Source organism: Acidobacteriota bacterium (assembly GCA_035471785.1).
Taxonomy (GTDB): Bacteria; Acidobacteriota; UBA6911; order RPQK01; family DATIPO01; genus JANQFM01.
In genome coordinates this window covers 1-26,142 of record DATIPQ010000013.1, presented here as the reverse complement: position 1 = coordinate 26,142, position 26,142 = coordinate 1, and the positions used below count along the sequence as shown (strand labels likewise).

General features: G+C 62.9%; 18 protein-coding genes. 17 read left to right on the top strand and 1 reads right to left on the bottom strand.

All coding sequences use genetic code 11. The features are described from left to right. Window positions 1-7 precede the first annotated feature (7 nt). The 9 genes from VLU25_01940 (at window position 8) to VLU25_01900 (ending at window position 11,846) form a co-directional block, all read left to right on the top strand. A complete protein-coding gene (locus tag VLU25_01940) occupies window positions 8-1,411 on the top strand; it encodes an SGNH/GDSL hydrolase family protein (GenBank protein ID HSR66674.1) in 1,404 nt (467 codons plus the stop codon). 145 nt (window positions 1,412-1,556) lie between these two features. After that, the gene (gene metK / locus VLU25_01935) at window positions 1,557-2,720 is read left to right on the top strand and encodes a methionine adenosyltransferase (GenBank protein ID HSR66673.1); all 1,164 of its coding nucleotides are present in this window, start codon (window positions 1,557-1,559) and stop codon (window positions 2,718-2,720) included. Between the two features lie 84 nt (window positions 2,721-2,804). Beyond that, a complete protein-coding gene (locus tag VLU25_01930; protein ID HSR66672.1) occupies window positions 2,805-3,530 on the top strand; it encodes a rhomboid family intramembrane serine protease in 726 nt (241 codons plus the stop codon). A gap of 264 nt (window positions 3,531-3,794) precedes the next feature. Then, window positions 3,795-4,811 (top strand): radical SAM protein, encoded by a 1,017-nt coding sequence (locus VLU25_01925; protein ID HSR66671.1) that lies wholly within the window; start codon window positions 3,795-3,797, stop codon window positions 4,809-4,811. A gap of 8 nt (window positions 4,812-4,819) precedes the next feature. Further along, window positions 4,820-6,265, top strand: a complete 1,446-nt coding sequence (locus VLU25_01920; GenBank protein HSR66670.1) for a radical SAM protein — start codon at window positions 4,820-4,822, stop codon at window positions 6,263-6,265. 33 nt (window positions 6,266-6,298) lie between these two features. Beyond that, window positions 6,299-7,252 carry a radical SAM protein gene (locus tag VLU25_01915; GenBank protein ID HSR66669.1) on the top strand — a complete coding sequence of 318 codons (954 nt, stop codon included), beginning with the start codon at window positions 6,299-6,301 and terminating at the stop codon, window positions 7,250-7,252. A 39-nt stretch (window positions 7,253-7,291) separates the two neighbouring features. Beyond that, window positions 7,292-8,899, top strand: coding sequence for a radical SAM protein (locus VLU25_01910; GenBank protein HSR66668.1), 1,608 nt, complete (start codon window positions 7,292-7,294; stop codon window positions 8,897-8,899). 72 nt (window positions 8,900-8,971) lie between these two features. Further along, window positions 8,972-10,819: a hypothetical protein gene (locus VLU25_01905; GenBank protein ID HSR66667.1), complete on the top strand. Its 1,848-nt coding sequence runs from the start codon at window positions 8,972-8,974 to the stop codon at window positions 10,817-10,819. A gap of 1 nt (window position 10,820) precedes the next feature. Beyond that, the gene (locus VLU25_01900; protein HSR66666.1) at window positions 10,821-11,846 is read left to right on the top strand and encodes a glycosyltransferase family 2 protein; all 1,026 of its coding nucleotides are present in this window, start codon (window positions 10,821-10,823) and stop codon (window positions 11,844-11,846) included. Between the two features lie 293 nt (window positions 11,847-12,139). Here VLU25_01900 and VLU25_01895 read toward each other — a convergent pair whose 3' ends face one another. After that, a complete protein-coding gene (locus tag VLU25_01895) occupies window positions 12,140-12,916 on the bottom strand; it encodes a S1/P1 nuclease (protein HSR66665.1) in 777 nt (258 codons plus the stop codon). A gap of 56 nt (window positions 12,917-12,972) precedes the next feature. Between VLU25_01895 and VLU25_01890 the strand changes: the two genes are divergently transcribed. The 8 genes from VLU25_01890 to VLU25_01855 all read left to right on the top strand — a co-directional run bounded on the left by VLU25_01890 (window position 12,973) and on the right by VLU25_01855 (window position 25,584). Next, window positions 12,973-14,754 (top strand): glycosyltransferase family 39 protein, encoded by a 1,782-nt coding sequence (locus VLU25_01890; protein ID HSR66664.1) that lies wholly within the window; start codon window positions 12,973-12,975, stop codon window positions 14,752-14,754. 230 nt (window positions 14,755-14,984) lie between these two features. Then, window positions 14,985-17,507, top strand: coding sequence for a glycosyltransferase (locus VLU25_01885; GenBank protein HSR66663.1), 2,523 nt, complete (start codon window positions 14,985-14,987; stop codon window positions 17,505-17,507). Between the two features lies 1 nt (window position 17,508). Beyond that, on the top strand, window positions 17,509-19,278 hold the full coding sequence (locus VLU25_01880) for an ABC transporter ATP-binding protein (protein ID HSR66662.1): 1,770 nt from the start codon (window positions 17,509-17,511) through the stop codon (window positions 19,276-19,278). Continuing rightward, window positions 19,275-20,591 carry a glycosyltransferase family 2 protein gene (locus VLU25_01875; protein HSR66661.1) on the top strand — a complete coding sequence of 439 codons (1,317 nt, stop codon included), beginning with the start codon at window positions 19,275-19,277 and terminating at the stop codon, window positions 20,589-20,591. The genes VLU25_01880 and VLU25_01875 overlap by 4 nt, the downstream gene beginning before the upstream one ends. After that, a complete protein-coding gene (locus VLU25_01870; GenBank protein ID HSR66660.1) occupies window positions 20,588-22,171 on the top strand; it encodes a glycosyltransferase family 4 protein in 1,584 nt (527 codons plus the stop codon). The genes VLU25_01875 and VLU25_01870 overlap by 4 nt, the downstream gene beginning before the upstream one ends. Continuing rightward, the gene (locus VLU25_01865; GenBank protein HSR66659.1) at window positions 22,168-23,331 is read left to right on the top strand and encodes a glycosyltransferase; all 1,164 of its coding nucleotides are present in this window, start codon (window positions 22,168-22,170) and stop codon (window positions 23,329-23,331) included. Before VLU25_01870 ends, VLU25_01865 begins: the two co-directional genes overlap by 4 nt. Beyond that, on the top strand, window positions 23,325-24,419 hold the full coding sequence (locus tag VLU25_01860) for a hypothetical protein (GenBank protein ID HSR66658.1): 1,095 nt from the start codon (window positions 23,325-23,327) through the stop codon (window positions 24,417-24,419). The genes VLU25_01865 and VLU25_01860 overlap by 7 nt, the downstream gene beginning before the upstream one ends. Before the next feature lie 25 nt (window positions 24,420-24,444). Then, window positions 24,445-25,584, top strand: a complete 1,140-nt coding sequence (locus VLU25_01855) for a glycosyltransferase (protein HSR66657.1) — start codon at window positions 24,445-24,447, stop codon at window positions 25,582-25,584. Window positions 25,585-26,142: the final 558 nt, after the last annotated feature.

The window sequence follows — 26,142 nt, the reverse complement described above, 5'->3', positions numbered from 1 at the left end:
GAAGAAAATGAAGAAAAACATCGTATCCATTTCGCTCGTCGCCTTTCTGCTGGCCGCTTTCTCGCTGGCCCAGCAAGGCCCTTCCCAGAACGACCCCGCGACCCCCCAACTGAGGCCGCGCCAGAACCCGACTCCGCCCAGCTTTCTCAACATCGTGGCGCTGGGAGACAGCCTCACTCTGGGCGTCAGAAGCGGAAGCGTCAACACCCAAGACCAGATCGAGGCCTACCCGGCTTTGATCTCGCGGCAGGTGGGAGCCTTTTTCTTCCTCCCGCTGCTCTTCGGGCCCACCATTGAACTGGTCGAACCGGGCCTTCCGCCGGTCACCAACGTGATCCCGGCGCCCGGCCAGGGACGCGTCTTTCCCTTGATCACGCCTCAGAATCTGGCAATCGGCGGCGCCGACGTTCTGGACGGCTTGACGGACCGTCCCGACTTCAACAGCCTGGCCGAAATCGATTCGCTCATCGACCTGATTCTGGGGCTGCCGCTCAACCTGCCTCAACTGCCGCCTGATCAACGCATGCGGGTCAGTCAGGTCGAGTTGGCCGTTGGCCTGCAGCCGACCTTCGTCATCTACTGGCTGGGCTCCAACGACGTGCTGGGCGCCGCCACTCAAGCCGATCCCTCGCTGGTGACTCCCTTCGAGGTCTTCAGCCAGGCCTACCAGCAGTCTCTGGGCGCGCTGCTGATGTTCACCGACGCTCAGATCATCGTGGCCAACATTCCCGAGCTGACCGCCATCCCCTTCCTGCAGAGCACTCAGGAAGTGGAAGCCATCGTGGGCGCTCCCATCCAAGCCATCGGGCCTATCCTGGGCATCGAGGACGGCGATTTCGTGACCTTGCTGGGATTGGGACTGATCGAGCCCATCCTGACCGGGCAGGCGCCCGGCCCGCTGCCTCCCAGCGTGGTGCTGACGGCAGAGGAAGCCGCCACCATGACCGCCGCCACCAACCAGATGAACGGCTTCATCGCTCAGTTCGCGGGAGCCGTGGGCGTTCCCGTAGTCGACATCAACTCCTTCATCCGCGACGTCGACGAGAACGGATTCCAGGCCGGTCAATTCACCCTCACCACCGATTTTCTGGGAGGCGTCTTCAGCCTCGACGGGGTCCATCCCAACGCCACCGCCCAGGCCGCCGTGGCCAACCTGTTCATCCAGCGCATGAACGAGTTCTGGGGACTCTCCATCCCGCTGATAGACTTGGAGGCGGTTGCGGCCAACGACGACCTGGTGCTCAAGGGCGAAACGGCTGGACAGGTGATCGATCCCCGCAACATGAGGCGCTACGGATTCGACGCCGCCCGCAGGGCGGTCGAGATCATCAACCCGGAACTGGTGAAGGAGGCGCCCCAACAGCCCGGCGGGTCGCCATTGCGTCCGCGCGGCGGCTCAGGTTGGCGTTGATGCCGGATGCCTGCGGGAGCGTCCGGGCCCGGGCAGCGATTGACAGGGAGGGGCCCCTGTGCTAGCTTCCCAAGCTTTGGAATTGTGACCCGCGGCGGAAGACGTCGACCGGTCTTTCGATAAGAGTTATTGGAGGAAAAGCATCATGGCACCCAAAGGGCGTTACCTTTTCAGTTCCGAGTCGGTCACCGAAGGCCATCCCGACAAGATGGCCGACCAGATCTCGGACGCCGTGCTCGACGCCATCATGGCCGAAGACCCCAATGGCCGTGTGGCCTGCGAAACCATGGTCACCACCGGTCTGATCGTGGTTTCGGGCGAGATCACCACCGAGGCCTACATCGATATCCCCCGGGTGGCCCGGGAAACCGTGCGGGGAATCGGCTATGACCGCGCCAAGTACGGCTTCGATTGCGATACCTGCGGCGTGCTTTCCAGCATCGACAGCCAGTCCCCCGACATCGCCCAGGGAGTCGATCCCGGCGGTGCCGGCGACCAGGGCCTGATGTTCGGCTTCGCCTGCCGGGAGACCGAAGAATTAATGCCGCTGCCCATCGAACTGGCCCACAAACTCACCCGCCGCCTCACCGAGGTGCGCAAGAACGGCACTTTGGACTGGCTGCGTCCCGACGGCAAGTCCCAGGTTTCCGTCGAGTACGACGGCTACCAGCCGCTGCGCCTCGAGGCCGTCGTCATATCCACCCAGCACAGCGAAGAGGTCGACAACGAGACCATCAAGCGGGAGATCACCGAACACGTCATCCGTCCGGTGGCCCCCCAGCAATGGATCGACGATGCCACCAAGATCTACATCAACCCCACGGGACGGTTCGTGGTGGGCGGCCCCCAAGGCGACTGCGGCCTGACCGGACGCAAGATCATCGTAGATACCTACGGCGGAATGGGCCGTCACGGGGGCGGAGCCTTCTCCGGAAAAGATCCCTCCAAAGTCGACCGCTCAGCCTGCTACATGGCCCGCTACATCGCCAAGAACTGCGTGGCCGCCGGACTGGCCGAGCGCATCGAGGTGCAATTGGCCTACGCCATCGGCGTGGCCGAACCGGTTTCCGTGATGGCCGATACCTTCGGCACCGGACGCATTGGGGAAATGGAGATCTGCCGCCTCATCCGCGACAGCTTCGAGTTGACGCCCAAGGGCATCATCGAGACTCTCGATCTGCGCCGGCCCATCTACCAGAATACGGCTGCCTACGGCCACTTCGGCCGCTCCGAGTTCTCCTGGGAGGAGACCGGCAAGGCCGCTGCCCTGCGTCAAGCCGCCGGCCTGCCCGAAACGGCTACCGCCTGAGGGATCGTTTGGGCCCGCCGTTCGAACTTGGAATGTCGAGCTTCGAACTCCGACCGGCTCGTCTCTGATATTCTGGTTGCCGGAATGTACAACCGCCAGACCGGCTTCAGATTCGGTCCCCAACTGACCCCGATGGTCAAGTACCTGATCATCGCCTGCGTGGCGGTGTTCATCTGGACCGCCTTGGGCGGCCTTGAGATCATTCAGATCCTGGGCCTGGTTCCGGCCCGCTTCTGGCCTCCTGATCTGTGGCTCTGGCAGGGGATCACCTACATCTTTCTGCACGGTGACTTCTTCCACCTGCTGATGAACATGTTCGTGCTCTGGATGTTCGGTTCCACCCTGGAGGCACACTGGGGCTCGAGTCAATTTCTGCGCTTCTTTTTCATCACCGGCATCGGCGCCGGATTGCTCTCGGCGGCCGTCGACTACTCATCCTACATACCCATCATAGGAGCCTCGGGAGCCATTTACGGACTGCTGGCGGCCTTCGGGATGCTCTTCCCCGAGCGGCCCATATTCATCTACTTCATCCTTCCCATTAAGGCCAAGTACTTCGTGCTCCTGACAGCCGGCTTGGTTCTTTTCTCTTCTTTAGGGGACGCTGGAAGCGGTATCGCTCATTTCGCCCACCTGGGCGGAATGCTGGTGGGCTTCCTCTACCTGAAGGGATGGCTCACGCCCAACGGCCTCCGCCAGGCCTACTACCGCTGGAAGATCAAGCGCATGCGCTCGCGCTTCGAGGTCTATGAAAACCGCAACCGCCCGGCCCAGTCCAAGCGCCGCGACGACGACTTCTGGATCAACTGAGAGAAATCGCCTGGGAGGGAAGGCGATCGGCCGACAGTAATGCGCCCTTTACGCATCGCCGAAAGTGCGATAATATTCGCATAGTCTCCCGCAGACCGGCAGCCGAATACGGTACACTGCCGCTTGTCGGATCAGTTGAGCGGAAAAGCGTCAAGCTTTCCAGCTTCCCGGCGGGTCACGTCTTGACCTCCGGCGGAGTCGTTTTCCATACTCGTCACTCGGTCTGACAAGAGAACGAACGAAAAGCATCGGACTCGACACGATATGCAGCTTTCTCAGATTCACAACCGCTGGAAGTTGGTGACCGGCTATATGCGCGGGACCAGCGACCTGGATGCTTTTCCCATGACGCTGATCGTCGAGAATACGGGCAAGTGCAACCTGAAGTGTCCCATGTGTCCCCGCGAGCTGGGCGAGTACGAGAACATCGACTTCGATTTCGACCTCTTCAAGCGCCTCATCGACGAGGTCAGCGGCCGCACGGAACTGGTCTTTCCCTGGGGCGGCGGCGAGCCCCTCATGAGTCCCGACCTCTTCAAGATGGTGCGCTACTGCAAGGACCAGGGCATTTACACGGTGGTCAGCACCAACGCCACCTTGCTCAACGAAGAGCGCAGCCGCCGGCTCATCGAAGCCGGACTCGACAACCTCATCATCGCATTCGACGGCACCACCAAAGAGGTCTACGAGAAGTACCGCAAAAACGCCATATTCGAAAAAGTCATCGCCAACATCCACCGCTTTTTGGAAATCAAGAAAGAGATGGAGTCGGACGTCTTCGTAGTCATGCAGATGGTGCGTCTGCCCGATAATGCCCACCAGACCCGCGACTTCTACAAGATGTGGGATCTGGAAGGCATCGACGAGATCCGCATCAAAGAAGACGAGATCGTCATCGAAGAGGTGGCGCTTGAAGAGCGCATCCAGCACGACCGGCGACGCAATCCCTGCTACCAGCTCTGGCAGGGTCCGCCCACCGTCAAGTACGACGGCGACTTTTTCCCCTGCTGCCACATGTGGCGCAGCGAACCCTTCGGCAACGTCAAGAATCAGTCGATACAGGAACTGTGGAACTCGCCCAAAATGCAGCGCATCCGTCAAGCCCATCTGGACGGCGATTTGCGGGACTACCCAGACTGCGCCAACTGCCACGCGCCCAATCCCGTGCTGCCTGTCATTCTGGGCACCTTCATGGTGGACATGTTCAAAGTGCGCCAGTGGATTCCCAAGATGGAAAAGATGGCGCTTTTCTACAAGATTCCGGCCTTCCGAGATCGCTAGGAGAAGCGATGAGCAAAGAACTCAACGTGCTGCTGATCAGGGCCAAGCCCACTTTCATGGACATGATATTGGGCATCCCTATCGGTCTGGCTTACATCGCCCCCATCGCGCGGCGCAACGGTCACTACGTGGAGATCATCGACCTGGCCCTGGAAGGCGACGCCGATCAGGCGCTCTTCGACAAGCTGGAGGAGCGCCGGTGGCATGTAGCCGGCTTCTCCTGCATGACCGCCGAATTCGAAGGCTCGGAGAAGGCCGCCCGCAAGCTGAAGGAGCGCCGTCCCGAGATCGTCACCATTTTCGGAGGACAGCATCCCACCATCGTCACCGAAGAAGTGGTGGCCCAAGGCTACTGCGACTTCGTGTGCATGGCCGAGGGGGAGGATACCTTCGAGGAGTTCCTGACCATGCTGACGCTGCCCCAAGGGCGGCGCGACTGGAGCCGCGTGGCCGGATTGGCCTACAAGGACGAGCAGGGCAGGCCCGTGCGCAATCAGCCCCGCACCTTCGTTTCCGATCCCGACGACATCCCCTTGCCGGCCTATGACCTGCTCGATCTGGACGCTTACGCCACCGCCGAGTCGGCCCGCTATACCCCCAAGTACAAGCGGGCCATACAGGTCTTTACCAGCCGGGGCTGCCCCTGGCATTGCAGCTACTGCCATGACCTGTTCGGAAAGAAGTTTCGTGCCCGCAGTCCCGAGCACGTGCTCTCCGAAATGCGCCTGCTCTACAACGAGTACGACATCCGCGAGTTCATGATCGAAGACGACATCTTCAACTTCGACATGGACCGCGCCAAGCGCATCTGCGACATGATCGTGGAAGAGGGAATGAAGATCGCCATCCAGTTCGGCAACGGCGTACGGCTGGAGCGGCTGGACGAGGAGCTGATCCAGAAGCTGGCCGCCGCGGGAACCCACTACATGGCCATCGCCGTGGAATCGGCCTCGCCGCGCATCCAGAGCGTCAGCCGCAAGTACCTCAAGCACTACCTGCTGCCCGACGTGCTCTCCTGGTGCCGCAAGTACGGCATCCGCACCATGGGATTCTTCATGATCGGCTTTCCCACCGAGACGGTGGAAGAGATCAAGATGACGATACGCTTCGCCTGCCGCAGCGATTTCGACGAGGCCCTCTTCTCGCTGGTGATCCCTTATGCCGGCACCGAATTGAGCCGCCAGGTGGAGCGGATGGGCATGCAGGACCACAACCGCAAGATCGATCATCTGCGCGAAGTGCCCATGATCCGCTCCGACGAATTCGACTTTCAAGGCCTCAAGAGGTGGCAGCGCAGGGCCTATCTGCTTTTCTTCCTCAGCCGCATGCGCTTTTTGCGCATGCTGCCCAAGCTCTTCTCGGTGCGTTCGGGAATGAAATACCTCAAGGCCATCGAGCGCAACTTCCTGCCCCAGTTCCTGCAGAGGGAATCGGCCGGATCGCGCATCAACTAATTGCAACCAAGGAGAAATCTTTCCAAGGCCGACATGTACCGTTACCCCGACTTTCCGGACCACGTCTACGTGGAGCTGACCAACATCTGCAACGCGCGCTGCACGATTTGCGCCACGCCCGCCATGAAGCGCAAACGGGCCATCATGTCTGAAGAGCTCTTTCAGCGCATCGCGGATGAGTGCGGGCGCCGCAAGGCCCGCAAGTTCCTCCCCTACCTGCACGGGGAGTCTCTGCTGGTCCCGGGAGTGACGGATTACTTCCGCTACATGCGCAAGGCTTCGCCTGAGACCCACATCAACCTGACCACCAACGGATCGAAGCTCTCCCCCGAGATCACCGAGGAACTTCTGGAAGACGATCTTGTGGACAGCCTCATCGTCTCCATCGACGGGGCCACCAAGGAGACCTTCGAGAAGATCCGCATCAACCTCAAGTGGGACCAGGTGCGCTCCAACGTGCTCAACTTCATCCGCCGCCGCGACGAGATGGGCAAAAGCGATCCCAAAGTGTCCATCGCCATGGTCACTGTGGAGGAGAACAAGTCGGAAAGGGAGCTTTTCAGAGAGGTTTGGAAAGAGGCCGACGAAGTGCGCTACTCGGTTTATTTCAACTGGGGCGGCAAGCTCGACAACAACGGACGCACGCCCCACAAGGTCAACTTCTGCGAGCGCCTCTACCATTACATCACCATCCTGGCCGACGGTCGGGTGGCGTTGTGCTGCTTTGACTCCGAGGCCGACTATGCAGTGGGAGACGTCACCGAGAACAGTATTTACCGGGTGTGGCATTCAGAGGAAATGAACGCCCGCCGCCGCCAGCTTTACCAGCGCGATTTCGAGAAGCTCAAAATCTGCGGCGACTGCGATTATCTCAATCACCCCAAGTGGGCGGCGCCGCTGGTGCGGATCCGTCCTTACATGCACCGCACCCTCCCCGGACTGACGGGTGCTGCCGAGAGGGCTTACAAGAACTGGCTGATGCGATGAAGACGGGCCGGCGCGCTCGGCTATAATAGGAACCTAACGATGGATTTCAGCAAGCCGCTGCAGGAAAACACGCCTCAGAACCTCCCCTGGCTGCGCCGGGAAAAGCGCGACCTGGGCAAGATCTTGATCGTCTATCCGGTGACGGGGATGGACGTAGCCGGCATCAACGTGGGACTGCCGCTGTCGGCTCTCTACCTGAGCGCCGTCCTCAAGCCCGCCGGCTATCGGGTGGAACTGATCGACGAGCGGCTTACCACCAACTTCGCCGAAGACGTGCGCCGCTCCATCGAACGGGAAAAGCCGGTGCTGGTCGGCGTCTCCTCCATGACCGGATTGCAGATCCGCGGCGGACTCAAGGCCGCCCGCGCCGTGCGCGACGTCGACCCCCGGGTTCCTCTGGTGTGGGGAGGCGTCCACCCCACCCTGTGCCCCGACTCCACCCTCAAGGACGAACTGTGCGACTACGTGGTGTTGGGCGAGGGCGAGATCACCCTTATCGAACTGGCCGACGCCCTGCGCCGTCAGGGCGGTCCCGACGCCGGCGACCTGGCCGCCATCCGGGGCCTGGGCTACAAAGAGGACGGCAAGCTGCGCTTCACGCCGGGGCGTCCGCTCATCGAGGAACTCGACGTCATCCCGCCTCCCGACTACGACCTCATCGACATGGAGCACTACTTCACCACGGCTCCTTCCACAGGGCAGCGCCAGTTGCAGATCGTCACCTCGCGGGGATGCCCCTACGACTGCGAGTTCTGCTACAACCTCAAGTTCAACGAGCGCCGCTTCCGCTATTTCTCGGCTGAGAGGGTGGTCTCCGACATCGAGTACGTGGTCAACCGCTATGGCGTCAAGGCCATCTTCGTCGAGGACGACTACTTCTTCGGCCATCCGGGACGCGTGGAGGCCATCTGCGACGAGCTGATCGAGCGCGACCTGGGACTGCTCATTCAGGTCCCCTGCCGCATCGACTACCTGCACAAGCGCTCTCCAGCCATGATCGACAAGCTCTACAAGGCCGGATTCAAGGAACTCTGGGTGGGCATCGAGTCGGGCTCCGAAGGACGCCTCAAGGAAATCATGAAGCGCAACACCCTCGATCAGGTGCGCGAGGTCAACCAGCTTCTCTCGGGTTCGGACGTTTACGTCAAGTACGGATTCATGGCCGGCTTCCCCAACGAGGACCGCAGGGAAACGCTGGAAACGGTCGACTTCATGTTCGAGCTGATGTCGGCCAATTCCAACGCCGGGGTGGCTCCGGTGGCCATCTATACGCCCTATCCGGGCACCACCCTCTACGACAAGGCCAAGCTGGTTTACGGCATGAAGATGCCCGAGACTTTGGAGGAGTGGAGCCACTTTCACTTCGCCAAGAACAACAATCCCTTCCTCAGCGAAGACCAGAAGCACTTCGTCACCAAAGTCAACGTGATGAGCAAGTTCTTCGAGCGCAAGGCCTTCGAACGCTTCTGCAACAACCGCTTCAAGCCGGTCATGATGGGCATCTACGCCCTCTACTACAAGATCCTGCGCCTGCGCCTCAAGTACCGCTTCTTCGCCTTCATGCCCGAAATCCGCCTCATCCAGTGGATGGAAAAGCTCTACCTGCAAGCCTTCCACCGCACCCAACTGGCCAACAAGAGAACTTAGGGCCACAGCACAAGACTTAAAGCGAAAGACTCGGGAAGATGTTAAGCTGCTCCTCATTTTGGAGCAGAAGCGATGGATCATCTGCAGTCTTTGCTTGCCCTGGCGGGTATGGCGCTCTTGCCTGGCGCGGCGCTCATAAGCTGGAAAGGCCGGCAAGACAAGCTGGAAGCCTTGGGGCGCTGCTGCGCTGTTTCACTGGCCGTGCACTGCTTCGCCGTTATGGTCCTTTTCCTGGGCCAGTGGTATCGTCCGGCGACGGCTTGGGCGTGGTTGCTGTTGGCGGCGGCCGCTACTTTCTTCATTTGGCTGCGGGCCGGTTCATCCCTGCAGGCTGACGAGCCGCGGACTGACGGCGCCGGCTTCGATTTGAGGGTGTGGGGTGTGCCCCTGCTCTTGCTTGTTCCCTTGCTGCCGGTCCTCTACAAATCCGTCTTTTTGCCCTACTACAGCTACGACGCCGTCGCCAGTTGGAACCGCTGGGCCGTCGACTTCGTGCTGGCGCCTGAGCAGGCAGCCCGCTACGACCTCTTCTACACCCAGTTCAATTCCTTCGCCATCAGCTTCCCCTATATGATTGCAGGAAGCACCCGGCTGGAGTTCTACGGCCATGCCCTTGCTTTCCTCCACCTGCTCATCCTCTACGCCGGGTTGAGGGCGCTGCAGAGGCGCTTGGGTTTTTCCGCCGTCATGGTGCTGCTGGTGTTGTTCGTGACTCGCCCTTTTTATCATTGGGCGGGAACGGGTTATGCCGACATCGGGGCTGTCGCCTACCTGACCTGGGCTCTGGCACTCTACTTCAAGGCCGCGGAAGAGAGGGAGCCGACAGCCGCCTGGCTGGCCGGGCTGGCGGCGGCCACCGCTTATCTCTTCAAGCAATCCGTTCTGCCCATCCTGGTTGCCGTACCCCTGCTGGCCTTTGTACTCTCGCCCGCGGAGGACCGCGCCCGCCGCTTCGGGCTGGGCCTGAGGGTGGCCTGCGGACTCGGCCTGGCGCCCTTGTGCTGGAACCTGATAGGCGGCTATACGCTCTTCGGCGAGCAGTTCCAGTATGTGATGGACGACATCCACGGCAATCTTTCCCGTCTCGACATCCTGGGCAGCGCCGCTTTGGAATTGATCGAGAGCGCCACCTTCTATCGGGCATTCTGGGTCGACGCTTTGGCCCTCTTGGCTGCTGCCGGACTCATTCTGTCGGGGGCCGTCAAGAACCGCCACATGGTCGTCCTGACACTGGCCGGTCTGCTCCACTTGCTGGTCTGGGCCAACACCGTCAGCTACAACGAAAGAGGAGCTCTTCCGGCTTTCGTGGTGATGGCGGCTGTCCTCGTCTGCGGTTTGCAGCGGCTCTTGCGCTTTTGGACGAAGGAACGGCGGCGCCTTATCTGGATAGGCCTTCAAGTCGTCCTGGTAATGATTTGGGCGTCCGCCGAAGCTGCGGCCGCCTTCGCCCGGCATCCGCTGCGCATCGTCGATTGGCGTCCTGCCTTCAATTGGGCCCAGACGCGGCCTTGGTTGACCGCAAGGACCAACCTGGCTCTAATGGACTCTTCGGTGCGGGACCTGGAAGAGTGGAGAAAGTCCCATCCGGACTTCGCGGGCCGCCTTTGGTCGACGCCCTTCCTCATATCGCTCGTCAACTGGAAGGAAGGCAGCCGTCCTTGGCTCGATACTGTCGATCGTGGAGGCTTGCGCTGGCACAAGGGCGATTTTATCTTTATCGCTGGAGAGGATTTATCCCGGTCCAAGAGCAATCATTTGATGCTCTTCCCTCAGGCGGGGAAGATGACGTGGGGGGAATGGCTGGGCAAAATGGTGGAGCGTGGAGACCTGCGCAAGGACGGGCTTTACGGGCGCTTCCATGCTTTCGAGGTCGTTCGCGATCCTCCTCCGGAGGAGGAGCAAGAGAGCCGGAGTCGTTGAGATGAGTCTGCAGGCCAGACCCGAGGACGCTTCTTTGCCGCAAGCTCGTCTGGTCGCGGTCGTTCCGGCTTTTCGGGCCAGCACGACCATCGCCCAGGTGCTGACTGATTTCGCCCCTTGCTGCGAACGGATGATCGTGGTCGATGACGGCTCCGAGGACGAAACCGGCGGGCGTGTGCGCTCGCTTGGTCTGAAGAATGTCCGGCTCATCACCCACTCCGGCAATCAAGGCGTAGGCGCCGCTATGAAGACAGGCATAAAAGCGGCATTGGAGGAGGACGCCGACATCGTCTTCAAAATCGACGCCGACGGGCAGATGAAAGCGTGCGATCTTCCCCGGTTGCTGGCACCTCTGTGGGATTCTCAGGCCGACTGCAGCAAGGGGAACCGCTGGTTTGACCGCAGGGCTCTGCGCACAATGCCGTCCATCAGGCGCTGGGGCAACTTGGGGCTGTCTTTCGCTCTGCGAGCCGCCTCGGGCCATTGGAAAGTTTTCGATCCTACCAACGGCTATGTGGCCTGGCGCCGCGAGGTCCTGGAAGTGGTCGACTGGACTCGGGTCGAGGACCGCTTCCTCTTCGAGTCCTCGATGCTGGTGGAAATCGGTTCGGTGGGAGGAGTGGTGCAGGATGTGCCCATTCAGGCCCGCTATGAGGGCGCAGGATCCCATCTCAAGGTCTGGAAGAGCCTTCTTGAATTCCCAGAATTCTTATTGCGTGCAGTCCTGCGCCGTCTCTGGCAACGCTACTTCGTGGTGGATTTCAATGCCGTCTCTCTGCTGCTCGTTTCAGGGACTCTCCTCACCCTCTTCGCGCTGCTCTTTGGCGGCTATCACTGGTGGAAGTCTTCGGTCAGCGGCGTTCCCGCGACCCCCGGAACGGTCATTCTCTCCGCCCTCCCCTTGCTTTTCGGCTTCAACTGCTTGCTGCAGGCGCTGGTCCTGGACATCTCCTCCTCCAACGACCGCCCCCTCAGCCGCAGACCCCTGGCTCCTCAACCTTTCGAAAACCCTCGAGGCCGATCCTAGCGCGGTGCGTCAGAGGTTTTGAGCCATCCTGTCGCGTTATTCCACGCTTTCAGCCTTCGGACCCTTGCCGTCTGGAACGCAGGGTGGCGCCGCCGTCTCGCTTGCGCTCGCCGGGGCTGACCCTGGGCTGGCGAATCTGTCCCTGTCAGGGACGAGAAACGGAGGGCCCTGGCCCAGGATTTATGACCGGCAGCCCGGCTACTAGGTGGCCATCAAGTTCACACACGGGTCAAGTTTCAGCAACCGCGATGAAGGCGTAATGGCTCTCGGCGGTATGAGGCTGCTCGCGACCACTAGCGGTCGAAGATGTCGTTGAGTTTACCGGCCAGGCGGATGCCGGCCTGCAGCAGGCGGCGCTCGACGATGGGCCAGTTCTTGTAGCGGTACTCCCAGCGCAGGTTTCCGTCGCCGATCTCGTAGACCTGAGAGCGCAGCTCGAAGGACTCCTGAGCCCACTGCTCGTAGTCGCTGCTCTGCCACAGGCGGATTTGGGGCAGGGAGGGGTCGTCGATGAAGTCGGCCAACTCGCTGTAGCTGAGGTCCTGCGAGTCGATAATGCCCGAGTCCCAGACCCGGTGCAGGTTGGACCGCTCGCCGAACCAGCGCACCTCGATTTCATTGCCGCCGCGGTCATCGCGGCGTCCCACGTGGAGCGGCTGGTGCAGGTCGCCGACGAGGTGGACCATCCACTTGATGGCCTGGGCCTTCTCCTCCCGGCCCGACTCGGAATCGCGCAGGACCTTTTCGAAGCGGTGCAGGGCTTCCAGCACGTCGCCGTCGGGGTTGCGCTCGGTATTTTCCAGCGTTTCCCCGTCATCGACGCTGATGTAGTGCCAAGGGGAGGCATGATCCCAGGACGGGTCGGAGCGGATCTCGTCGGACCAGGTCGAGACTTCAGCCAGCGTGTCGGGCCCCAGGATGCCGCGCACGGCCAAGGAGGTCTTCTCCGAGAGGTAGCGCTCGGCGATCAATCCCACGGCGCGGTGGCCGGTCGGTCCCCAGGCCTGTCCGCTGGGGATGATGAAAAGAAGCAGCAGGAGGCAGGTCAGCAAAGATCGGATGACTCTCATGCGGCGATTATAACGCCAGCTTTCACCGGCAAGCCAGAACGGGCTAGACTGTCGCAGTGCGTCTATCGGTTCCAGCCCGCTTGATGATCTTCACCGCCCTGATTTATCTGCCCTTCCTGGGTCAGGCCTTCCACATCGACGACCGCATTTACCTGGAGGTGGCCGAGCAGATCAAGCGTTCGCCGCTCTTCCCCTACGACTATCCGGTTCTCTTTGAGGGCATTTGGACGCAAGACGCCGCCAGTCACAGTCACCTGCCGCTCAACGCCTACTGGATTGCGTTGGTGGAGGTGCTCACGGGCAGCCGCTCCGAGTGGGTCCTGCACCTGGCTTTTTTGCCCTTTCCGTTGCTGGCCGTGTGGGGCTTTTACGACATTGCCCGCCGCTACCTGCGCTTTCCGGCGGCGGCCGCTGCCCTGCTGGTCGTTTCGCCCGCCTTCCTGACGCTCAGCCACACGCTGATGGCCGACGTTCCCCTCCTGGCTTGCTGGCTGGGGACGCTGGCCTTTTACCTGCGGCTGGGAGAAGAGGGGCGGGGCGGAGGGGCCCTTTGGGGCTGTCTGGCCTGCCTTCTCGCTTCGGCGTTCCTCTCGCTGCTGAGCGGGGGACTGCTGATGCTGATGGTCGCCTGGTGGTTTATCGCCCGCAACAAGAATCTGCCGCGCGTCTCGGGACGCATGCTGATGGTGCTGCTGGCCCTGCCGCTGACCCTGTGGCTGCTCTGGTACCTGAGGGCCTGGATGCACTACGACCGGCTGGTGCTGGTCAACACGGTGCTGCACATGGAAAAGCGGCAGATCTTTCAGAGCCGCGTTTTCGCTCTCAAGCTGCTCAGTTTCGTTCTCAACCTGGGAGCGGTCTTTCTCTTTCCGCCCGCTCTGGTCTATGCCTGGGCACGCAACTGGAGCGCGCGGCTGACGCTGTTGCTTTTCTTTCTCACACCCATCCCCTTCGCGCTCTGGATGCCCGACTGGAGCTGGCAGCAGGTGCTGCTTTTCTCAGCTTTTCTGAGCAGCGGATTGCTGGCCCTGACGACGCTCCTCTCGGTGCCCTGGCGCATGCCGGTCTGCCATCCCGGCTTTTCCCGTCTTTCCGCCGAGGACTTCAAGCCGGCCGCCGCGCGCGATCCCTCTTCTTCGCGGCTGGCGGCCGAGGCGCCCGACGATGACTGGCAGCAGTCGATCTCACTGCTGGCGTTCTTGTGGTTCATCGGCATCGCCGCCTCGATTCTGCTGCTCTACTATGCGGGCTCGGTGCGCTACGTGCTGCCGGCGGCTCCCCCCTTGATCCTGCTCTGGATCAAGTACCTGGAATGCCGCGTCCTGCACAACGACTACCTGCTGCGCAACCTGGTGTGGCTGGGATTCGCGCTGACTTTGCCTTACGGGATGTGGATCTCCTGGGGCGACTACCAGTTCGCCGAGATGTACCGGCAGGGCGCCCACCGCATGGTCGAGATCTACTCGCGCAGCGGACGCACCACCTGGTTCACCGGCGAATGGGGACTGCGCTATTACCTCTCCAGCCAGGGCGGGCGTCCTCTGCCCCGGGCCGCGGCCGGTCCCCAAGCGGGGGACATCCTCCTCAAACCCTACGTGGCTTCCCCCTGGGTGACCCTCTACGACTCCGACGAATACCTTCGTTTCCTCACCCGCCACGAACTGCAAATGCCGACGCGGCTGCGCCTGATCGACTACCGCAGTCATGCCGGCTTCTACTCCACCGGCTGGGGCATCCTCCCCTGGAGTCTGGGAGAAGAGCCCTGGGAGTGGATCAACGTCTACGAGGTCAAAAAGTCCTACCAAGGTCCCATTCCCAAACAGCCCAGCCACTTCTAATCTTGAGAATATTGCAGATTGCTCAATTTTCTTGGCTAATAGTATGACTCCAAAAGGCCGCAAGGGCGTGAACAAAGCGATACTGCTTCTCCATTTTAGGTTACAATGAATAGCGCCGTGCCCGACGGGACATGTCGGTCGGGGCATCCAGGGGAAGATGCTCTCAAGCGCTCTTTGCGATGGGGGATGGCAGTTCTTTTCAAGCCGAGGTACCAAGAAGCGTCGGGAACGTGCATCTGGAAGTTAGCATGCTCTATTCCGATTCCTCCTCTTCCTCGGCTCATCTAAACAGTGCTCCCCTCACGGTGCAGGGCAAGTTCTTCTCCCGAGCTTCGCAGAAAGTCTACCTGCGCGGCGTCACCTATGGCCCTTTGGGCGCAGCAGGACAGGAGTACGGCGACCGGCAGCGCGTGGAGGCGGACTTGGAGGCCATGCGCCGCAACCACGTCAACACGCTTCGCACCTATACTCTTCCGCCCCGCTGGCTCCTTGATCTGGCCCACCGGCAGGGTCTTCTGGTCTTGCTCGGCATCCCCTGGGAACAGCATGTCGCTTTTCTCGATACCTACTCGATGCGGCGCGCAATCCGGCGCCGGGTGGTGGCGGCGGTTGAGGAGTGGGCTGATCATCCTGCCGTGATGGGATTCACGCTGGGGAACGAGATTCCGGCTTCCATCGTGCGCTGGCACGGGGCAGGACGCGTGGAAGCCTTCCTCTACCGTCTCTACCGGCTGGCCAAGAGGGCGGCTCCTCACACCCTCTTGACCTACGTCAACTATCCCACCACCGAATACCTGCAACTCAACTTCCTCGACTTCGCGGCCTTCAACCTCTATCTGGAGCGCCAGGAAGACCTCCAGTCCTACCTGCCCCGTTTGCAGAACCTGGCCGGGCATTTGCCCTTCGTCATGGCCGAGGTGGGTTTGGACAGCCGCCGCAACGGCCTGAAGACGCAAGCCTCCGCCCTTCAGTGGCAGTTGCGCAGCATCTACGAGTCGGGCGCTGCCGGGGCCTTCGTCTTCTCCTGGACGGACCGCTGGCACCGGGGCGGGGAAGAGATCCTGGACTGGGAGTTCGGCCTGACCGACCGCCAGGGATGTCCCAAGCCCGCCTTGCAGAGCGTGGCCGAGTTTTTCGGCGAGGCCCCCTTTGGAGCACGCCGCTGGCCCTCCTTCTCGGTGCTGGTCTGCGTCTACAACGGCGCCCGCACCATCCGCCAGTGCATCAGGACGGTGCTGGAGCTGGACTATCCCGACTTCGAGCTGGTGGTGGTCGACGACGGTTCCGACGATCAGACGCCGCGCATCCTGCAGGTGTTGGCGGAGGAAGTTGGCGAGTCCCGTTTCCGGGTGTTCCGCACGCCCAACCGCGGACTCAGCGCCGCCCGCAACCTCGGCATGGAGGAAGCCCGCGGAGAGTACCTGGCCTACCTGGATGCCGACGCCTACCCCGATCCGCAATGGCTGCGCTACCTGGCCATCGATTTCACCCGCAACGGACGCGCCGCCCTGGGCGGACCCAACGTGCCTCCGCCCGAGGACGGATTCATCTCGCAGTGCGTGGCTCAGGCTCCCGGAGCACCGACCCACATCCTGCTCTCCGACGAAGAGGCCGAGCATGTACCCGGATGCAACATGGCCTTCCGCAAGAGGGCCTTGCAGGCCATCGGCGGATTCGACGTCCGCTTCAGGGTGGCGGGTGACGACGTGGACGTTTGCTGGCGCCTTCAGGAGGAGGGCTGGAGCATCGGATTCTCGCCTGCCGCCCTGGTTTGGCACCACTACCGCAGCGGACTGCGCGCCTACTGGCGCCAGCAGCGCGGTTACGGACGCGCCGAGACCCTGCTGGAGCAGAAGTGGCCCGAGAAGTACAACGACCTGGGCCAGATCATCTGGGACGGACGCATTTACAACGCCCCGCCGTCGCCGGGACGCTCGCGCATCTACCACGGCGTGTGGGGCAGCGAGCTCTTCCAGTCCATCTATCAGCCCAAGCCTTCCTCCTTGCAGTCCTTCCTGCTCACGCCCGAGTGGTACATGGTGGCCGGCTTGCTGGCCTTGCTGGGGGCACTGGCAGGACTCTGGCCGCCGCTGCTCTATGCCTTGCCCCTGCTGGCCGCCGGAACCCTCATCCCCCTCAGCGTGGCTCTGCGGGGAGCTTCTCGGCGGGCCCAGCGCCGCCATGACCTGCGCGGACTCAAGCGCTTGGCCTTCCTGCTCATGCTGGCCTTCCTGCATCTGCTGCAGCCGCTGGCCAGGCTGCGGGGACGCCTGGGACGCGGACTGCGTTTGTGGCCCCGCCGCCGCCTCCGGCTGGCATGGCCGCTGCCTCGCACCCATTGCCTCTGGAAAGAATCCTGGACGGCTCCCGAAACCTCCCTGCGCGAGCTTGAGGCGGCTCTCATGGAACGCGACGCCATCGTCAGGCGCGGAGGCGATTTCGACCGGTGGGACCTGGAAGTCCGCAACGGCGTCATCGGTTCGCTGCGCATCCACATGGCGGTCGAAGAGCACGGCCAGGGCAAGCAACTGCTGCGCCTGCGCTCGCGGCCCCGCTTCTCGGCAGTCGGACTCATGCTTGTGGGGGGATTCGCCTTGCTCAGCGGAGCGGCCGCCTTCGACGGGGCCTGGGCCGCATCGGCGCTGCTCGCCCTGCTGGCCCTGGCGGGGTTCCTGCGCGCCTTCCTGGAAGCCGCCGCCGCCGCAGGGCAATGGAAGCATTTGCTTAAAGACGACCCACGGAGGATGAGCTGAGATGGCGCCCACCCGTCAATTGCTGCAGCGCCTGGTTCCTTACCTGCGTCCCCATTTGCCCTGGGCCATCGCAGCGCTGGGATTGGTGACTCTTTCCTCCCTCTTCGGCTTGCTCACTCCCTGGCCCATCAAGATCATCGTCGACAACGTGCTGGCCGGCGCCCCCCTGCCGTCGTGGCTGGACGCCCCGCTGGGATCATGGGCCGATGAACCCCGCGGCCTGCTGCTGCTGGTGGTCCTGGCCTCGCTGCTTCTGACCGTGATTCAGCGTCTCATCGACCTGCTCAACGCCTACGTCAAGACGCGCCTCGACAACAACCTGCTGCTCGACTTCCGCAGCGACCTCTTCCAGCACGCGCAGAAGCTGTCGCTGGCCTACCATTCCTCGCGCCGCATCGGAGACACTCTCAACCGCATCAACACTCAGTCAGCCGCCATCGGCCAGGTGTCGCTGGCCTTCCTGCCCTTGACCCAGAGCCTCATCACGCTGGTGGGCATGTTCTGGGTGGCTTTTCTGCTGGACGCCGAACTGGCTCTGCTTTCCCTGGTGGTGGTGCCCTTCATCTACTACTCCATCGGCTTCTATGCCAGCCGCATCGAGCCGCGCGTGCGCGAGGTGCGCCAGATGGAAGCCGATTCGCTCTCCATCATCAGCGAAGCCATGTCCATGCTGAGGGTGATCCTGGCCTTCGGACGCGAGAATTACACCCAGGAACGCTTCAACGAACACAGCCGCCGCTCGCTCGATTCCCGCCTGCGGCTGACGCTGCGCCAAAGCACCTTCGCCTTCGTGGTGGGACTGCTGGCCGCCGCCGGAACGGCGCTGGTGCTGGGTGTCGGAGCCCTGCACGTGCTGGAGGGCGAAATCACCGTGGGATTGCTGCTGGTGGTGCTCACCTACATCGGCTCGGTCTACACTCCCTTGCAGGTCATCAGCGGCACCCTCGGCTCACTGCAGGAGCGCCTGGTCGATCTCAACCTGGCCCTGGAGGTGCTCGACCTGGAGCCAGAAATCGACGATCTGCCACAGGCCTATCAGATCTCGCGGGCGCGCGGGGAAGTCCGCTACCAGCAGGTGTCTTTTTCCTACGATGGACGGCGCGAGACCCTGCGCGACATCGACTTCACCGTCCAGCCGGGGGAAACGGTGGCCGTGGTGGGACCCACCGGCGCCGGCAAGACCACCCTGCTCAGCCTCTTGATGCGCTTTTACGCTCCCCGGCAAGGACGCATCATGCTGGACGGACGGGACATCCGCATGATCACCTTGCGCTCGCTGCGCAGCCAGATCAGTCTCGTTACTCAAGAACCGCTGCTCTTTGCGGGCAGCGTGGCCGACAATATCCGCTTCGCTGATCTGGAGGCTTCGCAGGGAGAGGTCGAGAAAGCCGCCCGCGCCGCTCATGCTCACGACTTCATTTCCCGTCTGCCCCACGGATATCGCACTCCCGTGGGCGAACTCGGCTCCAGGCTATCGAGCGGAGAAAAACAGCGTCTCTGCATAGCCCGCGCCTTTCTCAAGGACGCACCGGTGCTCATCCTCGACGAGCCCACCGCTTCGGTGGACGTCGACACCGAAGCCGTCATCTTGAAGGCCCTGGAACGCCTGCGCGGCGGACGCACCACCTTCATGATCGCCCACCGCCTCTCCACCGTCCGCCGCGCCGACCGCATCATGGTGCTGCAAGACGGACGGATCTGTGAAAGCGGAGCCCACGACGAACTGATGACGGGCGGCGGCCTCTACCAACGCATGGTGGAGGCGGGATGAGGCCTTGCCGACCAGCGACGGAGGGAACGTCTCTGCTGGGGGACGATCTGCCCATCCACCTGAGCAGCCGCTGGCCTCACACGCTCCCCGAAAGTACCCTGCAGGCCGCCCTCAACGCCCCCCCGGCCAGGTTCTCCAACGCCTCGGACGCGCCCCAGCTCTCCATCGTGATTCCCGTCCACAATCAGTTGGCCGTCACCCAGCTCTGCCTTCATTCCCTGGCCGTGTCCTTGCAGGAGGAAAGCTGCCAGGTCATCGTGGTCGACAACGCCTCCAGCGACGGGACCCAAGAGATGCTCGAGAAGCTTGTCGAACTCAATCCCTGCTGCCGGGCCATCCTCAATGACCGCAACCACGGCTTCGCTCCCGCCGTCAACCGGGGACTCGCCCAAGCTGAAGGCGACATTCTGGTCATCCTCAACAACGACACCCTGCTGCCTCCTGGGTGGTTGCGGGGATTGCGGCGGGCTCTGGAGGACCCTTCGGTGGGGCTGGCGGGACCCTGCACCAACAAGTCAGGCAACGAGTCCGAGATTCCCGTCGAGTACCGCACCTGGGGGGAGCTGGCTCTCTTCACCCAACGCTTAACACATCAATACACAGGAAAAAATAAGCAATCTCCTCTTCTCGACCTGCCCATGCTCTCGATGTTCTGCCTGGCCATGAGCCGGAAGACCTATCGCTGCCTCGGGCCCTTGGACGAACGATTTCAGATCGGCATGTTCGAGGACGACGATTATTCGCGCCGGGCGCGGCAGATGGGACTGCGCACGGTGTGCGTGGAGGACTCCTTCGTACACCATTTCGGGCAGGCCACTTTCTCCTCCACCGGAGATGCCGGCGAATACCAGCGCCTGATGGAGATCAACCGCCGCCGCTACGAGCGCAAGTGGGGCCGTCCCTGGCGGCCTCATGGCCGGCGCCAAGACCTGGCCTATCAGCGCCTGCGCCGTCAGATCGTGGGCGAGGCCGAGGGCTGTCTCAGCTCCGAGGCCGCCCTGTTGGTGGCCGCCAAGGGCGACGAGCGGCTGCTGCAAATGCTCAATCGGCGCTGCCGTCATATTCTCGGCGGACCCGGGGGCGAATACGCCGGGCACCATCCGGAGGATTCCGCCGCCATCATCGAGCAGGTGCGGAGGGGACGCGAGGAGGGCTTCACCTATTTGCTGCTGCCGCAGACCACGCTGTGGTGGCTCGATCACTACCGCGGTCTGGCCGACTACCTGACCGCCGAGGCGCAGCTTGTGCTCGACCGTCCCCAGTGCCTGAAGCTCTTTCACCTGCATGCGTCCGCCGGAGGGGGCGGCTCATGAACCCGGCCTCTCGCCTTGACCTGCAATGCCTGATCGCGAGCCCTGAGGCGCCGGCCTTCGACCGCCAGAGCGGAGACCGCCGTCTTTATCATTTGATTCTGCTGCTGCGGGAGGCCGGCGCGCGGGTGCGTTTCTGGGCCCACGACCAGCGCGAGGCTTCTCCCTACTTGCAGCGTCTGCAAGAGCAGGAGATCGAGTGCTTCACCGGTCCTGAGGCCGCCCGAGAGGCTCTGGCCTCGCCGCCCGATTTGGTGCTGACGGCCTTCTGGAAGCTGACCGAGACGCTGTTGCCGCTGGTCCGTGCCCGCTTCCCCCGCTGCCGGGTGATGGCCGACAGCGTCGACTTGCACTTGCTGCGCCGCTCGCGAGAAGCCCTCTTGGGAGAGGGACTCCTGCACCCGGAGGACGGAATCAACTTCATCAGCGAACTCAACACCTATGCCTGTTGCGACGGGGTCTTGGCGGTATCGGAAAAGGAGGCCTCCCTGATCGGCGATTTGCTGGGCCGGCGTCAGGGGATTCACACCGTACCCGACTACGAGGAGCCCTACGCCGACGCGCCCCCTTTGTCGCAGCGCCGGGGACTGATTTTCCTGGGCAACCATCGCCACCAGCCCAACTGCGACGCCGTCTCCTGGCTGCTGGAAGAGATCGTCCCGCTATTGGGCGAGTCCCTTTTGGCTGACCACCCTCTACGCATCCTGGGCCACGGCACCGAGCTCCCCCGCGCCAGGTCCCGTGGCGGGCCTATTCCTCCCCCGTTCAAACTTCGAAATCCGAACCTCGTACTTCCCCTGGGTTGGGTCGACGACGTCAAGCCTCTGCTGGCCTCCTCCCGCCTCTCCCTGGCCCCCTTGCGCTTCGGGGCCGGGACCAAGCGCAAGGTCATCGAGTCCTTGCTCTGCGGCACGCCCTGCGTCTGTACTCCCGTGGCCGCCGAAGGACTCGGACTGGAGCATGAGCGCGAGGTGCTCATCGCCGGGGACGCCCCCGCTTTCGCTCAAGCCGTCAAACGCCTCCTGCAGGAGGACGACCTGTGGCGGCGGCTCAGCGAGTCCGGGCGGGAGGCTTTGCAGGAGCGGCATAGCCCTGAGCGCGCCCGTGAGCGTCTGACCGCCGCCGTCAGGGAGGTGCTTTCCCGTCCGCCTCAGTCCGCCCGGCGGGCCCGCCAGGCTCGGAGCCGCCGCGACCATTGGATGAAGAGCCAGTACCAGCACCTGCTGCTGCGCCTTCGCCTGACCGCTTCCCAGGAGTTGAACGGGGAAGCCCGCCTGGCGGTGATCAGCCGGGGAGACGACGACATGCTGGGATTGGGGCTGGAGCACGTCGTACATTTCCCTTGCGACTCCTCAGGACGGCCCCTCTGGCACCATCCCGCCGACAGCGCTTCGGCCATCGAGCTTCTGCAAAAGCAGCGGCAGGACGGCCTGACCCACCTGCTCATTCCTTCCACCGCCTTCTGGTGGCTGGAGCACTACGGCGGATTCGCCGACTGGCTGGAGAGCCATGCCCGCCTCCTTCACTATTCGCCCGACACCTGCCGCATCTATGAACTGACCGGCCCGGGAGAGGCTGCATGAGCGCCTCCTCGCCTCCCCGCATCGTCGTGGCCGGAGCCGTGGCCCAAAAGCCGGGCAAGGCCGGGCACGCTTGGGTCTTCTTGCAGTACCTGCTGGGCCTGCGCGACCTGGGCTTCCGTCCGCTTTTCATCGACCAGGTCCATGACCCCTTGCAGGAGGAACAGAGGCTTTGGTTCCAGCGGGTGCTGTCTTTCCCCGACCCGCCGCTGGAGGGCGTGCTGCTGGACGCCCAAGGTGGCGTTGCCGCTTTGTCGCGCTCTTTGAGAGAAGCGGGGGCGCGGGCGGATTGCGCGGCGCTGGTCGAAGAGTCGGTGGCCTTGATCAACGTGCAGGGCTATCTGCGCGATGGGGAACTGATGCAGGCCGCCCGCCGCCGCATTTTCCTCGACATCGACCCGGGGTTTACCCAAATGTGGCAGGACTTGGGCCTGACCGACTTCCTCGACGGCCACCACGCCTACGCCACCGTGGGCGGACGCATCGGCCGCGACGACTGCCCCATACCCGCCTGCGGCAAGTCCTGGATACACTTTCTGCCGCCCGTCCACCTGCCGTCCTGGCCGCCCGTCTCCCGGCCTTCCTCCGGGCTGACCTCGGTGATTTCCTGGCGAGGGGCCTATGGTCCGCTGGAGTACCGGGGCCGGACCTACGGACTGCGGGTGCACGAGTTCCGCCGCTTCTGGGACCTGCCCTCAGGAATCGACGATGTCCGCTTTCAGCTCGCCATCGATCTCAGTCCGGCCGACGAGACCGACCGCGAGAGCCTGATATCCCGTGGATGGGAAGTGCTGCCGTCGCGGGAGGCTGCCGGCGATTTGGACTCCTATCGTGACTACATCGGCTCTTCGCTGGGCGAGTTCCTGGTGGCCAAGAACATCTACGTCGACACCCGCTGTGGGTGGTTCTCCGACCGCAGCGCCTGCTACCTGGCATCGGGACGTCCGGTCCTGGCCCAAGACACCGGACTCGGCGATCGGCTGCCGGCGGGAGAGGGACTCCTCATCTTCTCGACTCCCCAAGAGGCCACCCGCCAGATTCGCCGCCTCCTCGACGACTACCCGGCCCACGCCCGCGCCGCCCGCCGCCTGGCCGAGAGGCACCTTGACGCCCGGCGAGTGCTGCGCCGCCTTCTCGAGCAAGCTGGAGTGGAACCATGCTAGCCCTGGTTGCCGGAGCCCTGGCCGCGAAACCTCACAACGGCGGCGCGGCCTGGACGCGATTGAGCTGGATGCTGGGTTTGCGGAGGATGGGTCTCGAGGTCCGCTTCCTGGAGGTCGCTCAAGAAGTCAGTTCGGCGGACTTCTTCAACCGAACCCTGGAGGACTTCGGCCTCGAGGGCATCCTGCTGAAAGGCCACCCAACGCAGGACATCCGCTGGGAGCAGGCCCGCCAGTGGGCCTCCCAGTGCTCCTTCTTGCTCAACATCACCGGACATCTGCGCCAACCGGAGCTGCTGGGCTTGATCGACCGCAAGGTCTACCTCGATCTCGATCCCGGCTACACTCAGATCTGGCACCAGCAAGGACACGACCTGGGACTCCCCAACCATGACCTGCACTTCACCGTCGGCGAGAACATCGGGAAGTCCTTCTGCCCCATTCCCACCGGCGGCTTGCGCTGGATTCCCATCCGCCAACCCTCGCTGCTCGATCTATGGCCCCCGTCGCCTTCGCCGCAGCCGTCGCTTTTTACAACGGTGGCTTCCTGGCGCAGCCCTTCCGGCAGCCTGCAGCACGACAGCGTCACCTACGGCCAAAAGGTCCACGAATTCCGCCGCTTCCGCAAGCTGCCCCGGATGGTTGAGGACGCCCAATTCGAACTGGCGCTGGACATCCATCCAGGCGACGAGGCCGACCGGACGGCTCTCTTGCGGCGGGGATGGCGGCTCAGCGATGCCCGCCGCCTCAACACGCCTCAACTCTTCCGCCGCTACCTGCAAAACTCGGGCGCCGAGTTCTCGGTGGCTCAGGGAGTCTACGCCCACACCGACAGCGGATGGTTTTCCGACCGCACCGTCCGCTACCTGTCGTCGGGACGTCCGGCGCTTGTCCAGGACACCGGAATCGTTCACAATATTCCCTCAGGTGACGGACTTCTGACCTTCCGCACGCTGGAAGAGGCGTCAGACGGCGTGCGCCGCATCGTGGACGACTATTCCCATCACAGCCTCCACGCGCGCCGTCTGGCCGAATCCCACTTCGATTCCGATAAGATCCTTACAGCCTTTCTGGAGCGGATCGATCCTTGAGGGCTGATGGGGTGGGTAACGAGTCATGAACATCATCGTCACCGGAATGATCGTCTCCGTCCCCCGCCAGGGAGGGGCGGCCTGGGCCGTGCTGCAATACCTGCTGGGCTTGCGCCGCCTGGGACACCACGTCACCTTCATCGAGCCCTTCGTCCAGAACAGCCGCCGTCCTCCCCGGGCGCGGTTGGAAGACACCGTCAACGCCCACGAATTTCACAGCATCCTGGGGCAGTTCGGCTTCCTGCAAGACTCTTCGCTGCTGGAAGTGGAGACGCTGCGCAGCATCGGCATCCCCTACACCCAGCTCAAGGTGCGGGCTCGCGATGCCGACCTGCTGCTCAACATTTCGGGACTGCTGCGCCTGCCCGAACTGGTGCAGCCCGTCCCCCTGCGCGTCTACGTGGATCTTGATCCTGTCTTCACCCAGCTCTGGCAGGCTTCGGGCGAAGCCGACATGGGCTTCGATCTGCACAACCGTTTCGTCACCGTAGGCCTCAATTTAGGACGCCGTGACTGCCCCATTCCCACCTGCGATAAGGAATGGATCACGACTTTGCAGCCCATGGTCCTGGAGCATTGGCCACAGGCGCCCCTGGAGGACGTGACCTTGCAGGCTTGGACCACCATCGCCAACTGGCGCAGCTATGGATCGATCGAATGGCAGGGCGTCCACTTCGGACAGAAGGCTCACTCCTGGAGGGAATTCATCGACTTGCCCGGGCGCAGCCTGGATGCTTTCGCCGCCGCTCTCTCCATCCACCCGGCCGAATCCAGGGACCTGCGCTCGCTCATCGAGCACGGATGGAAGCTGCTCGACCCCGACGAGGTCACCGCCACTCCCGACGACTACCGGGACTTCATCCGCGCCAGCCGCGGCGAGCTGGGCATCGCCAAATCAGGCTACGTGCAAGCCAACAGCGGCTGGTTCTCCGACCGCAGCATCTGCTACCTGGCCAGCGGCCGACCCGTCATCACCCAGGACACGGGCCTGACCGGCCACCTCCCGCTGGGCGACGGCCTTCTCGCCTTCTCGACCATGGAAGAACTCCTGCAAGCCCTAGATCAAGTCAACCGCTTCTACCCCCGCCACGCCCAAGCCGCCCGAGCCCTGGCCGAGTCCCACTTCAACTCCGACAAAGTCCTCCCCCGCCTGCTGGACCTCTAGCCATCAGACCATGACTGGCGCCTTGCAGCGATCCCCTCAATGTAGGCTTCCCGACAGTGCTTCAGTCCCCCGAGTGGTGAGACAGTCAAGCCCGGCGAGAGGCGCGGGTCTGGTGGGAGGCGCATCCCTGCGGCGATCCCCACCGGTGTCACGGGGAGTCTCCTGGGTTGAGTCTGTCGTGAAATGGCCAGCCACCTACCGCCAGCCAGCCATCTCGCAGCATTCCCTGGATCGCCACACGGATGGCCTCCCACCAGACTTGCGTCTTCCACGTGGCCAAGATCAGCCCGGCGGCTGGAATGTCGCAAACAATGTCGCAAAGATGTCGCAAAACATCGTCGTGGAGATGTCGTGAAGATTAGGGCTGAGGGTTGGCTGGGGCGGCTTACGATATACTGCCTGTGGAAGTTTGCGCTGTGGATGCCATCTCAATTGATAGCGAGCAGCCTCATACCGCCGAGAGCGATTAGGCCTTCAGCGCGGTCGCTGAAACTTGATTCGTGTGTGAACTTGTTGGCCACCAAGTGGCCCTAATGCAGTGCCTCAGAAGTTTTGAGC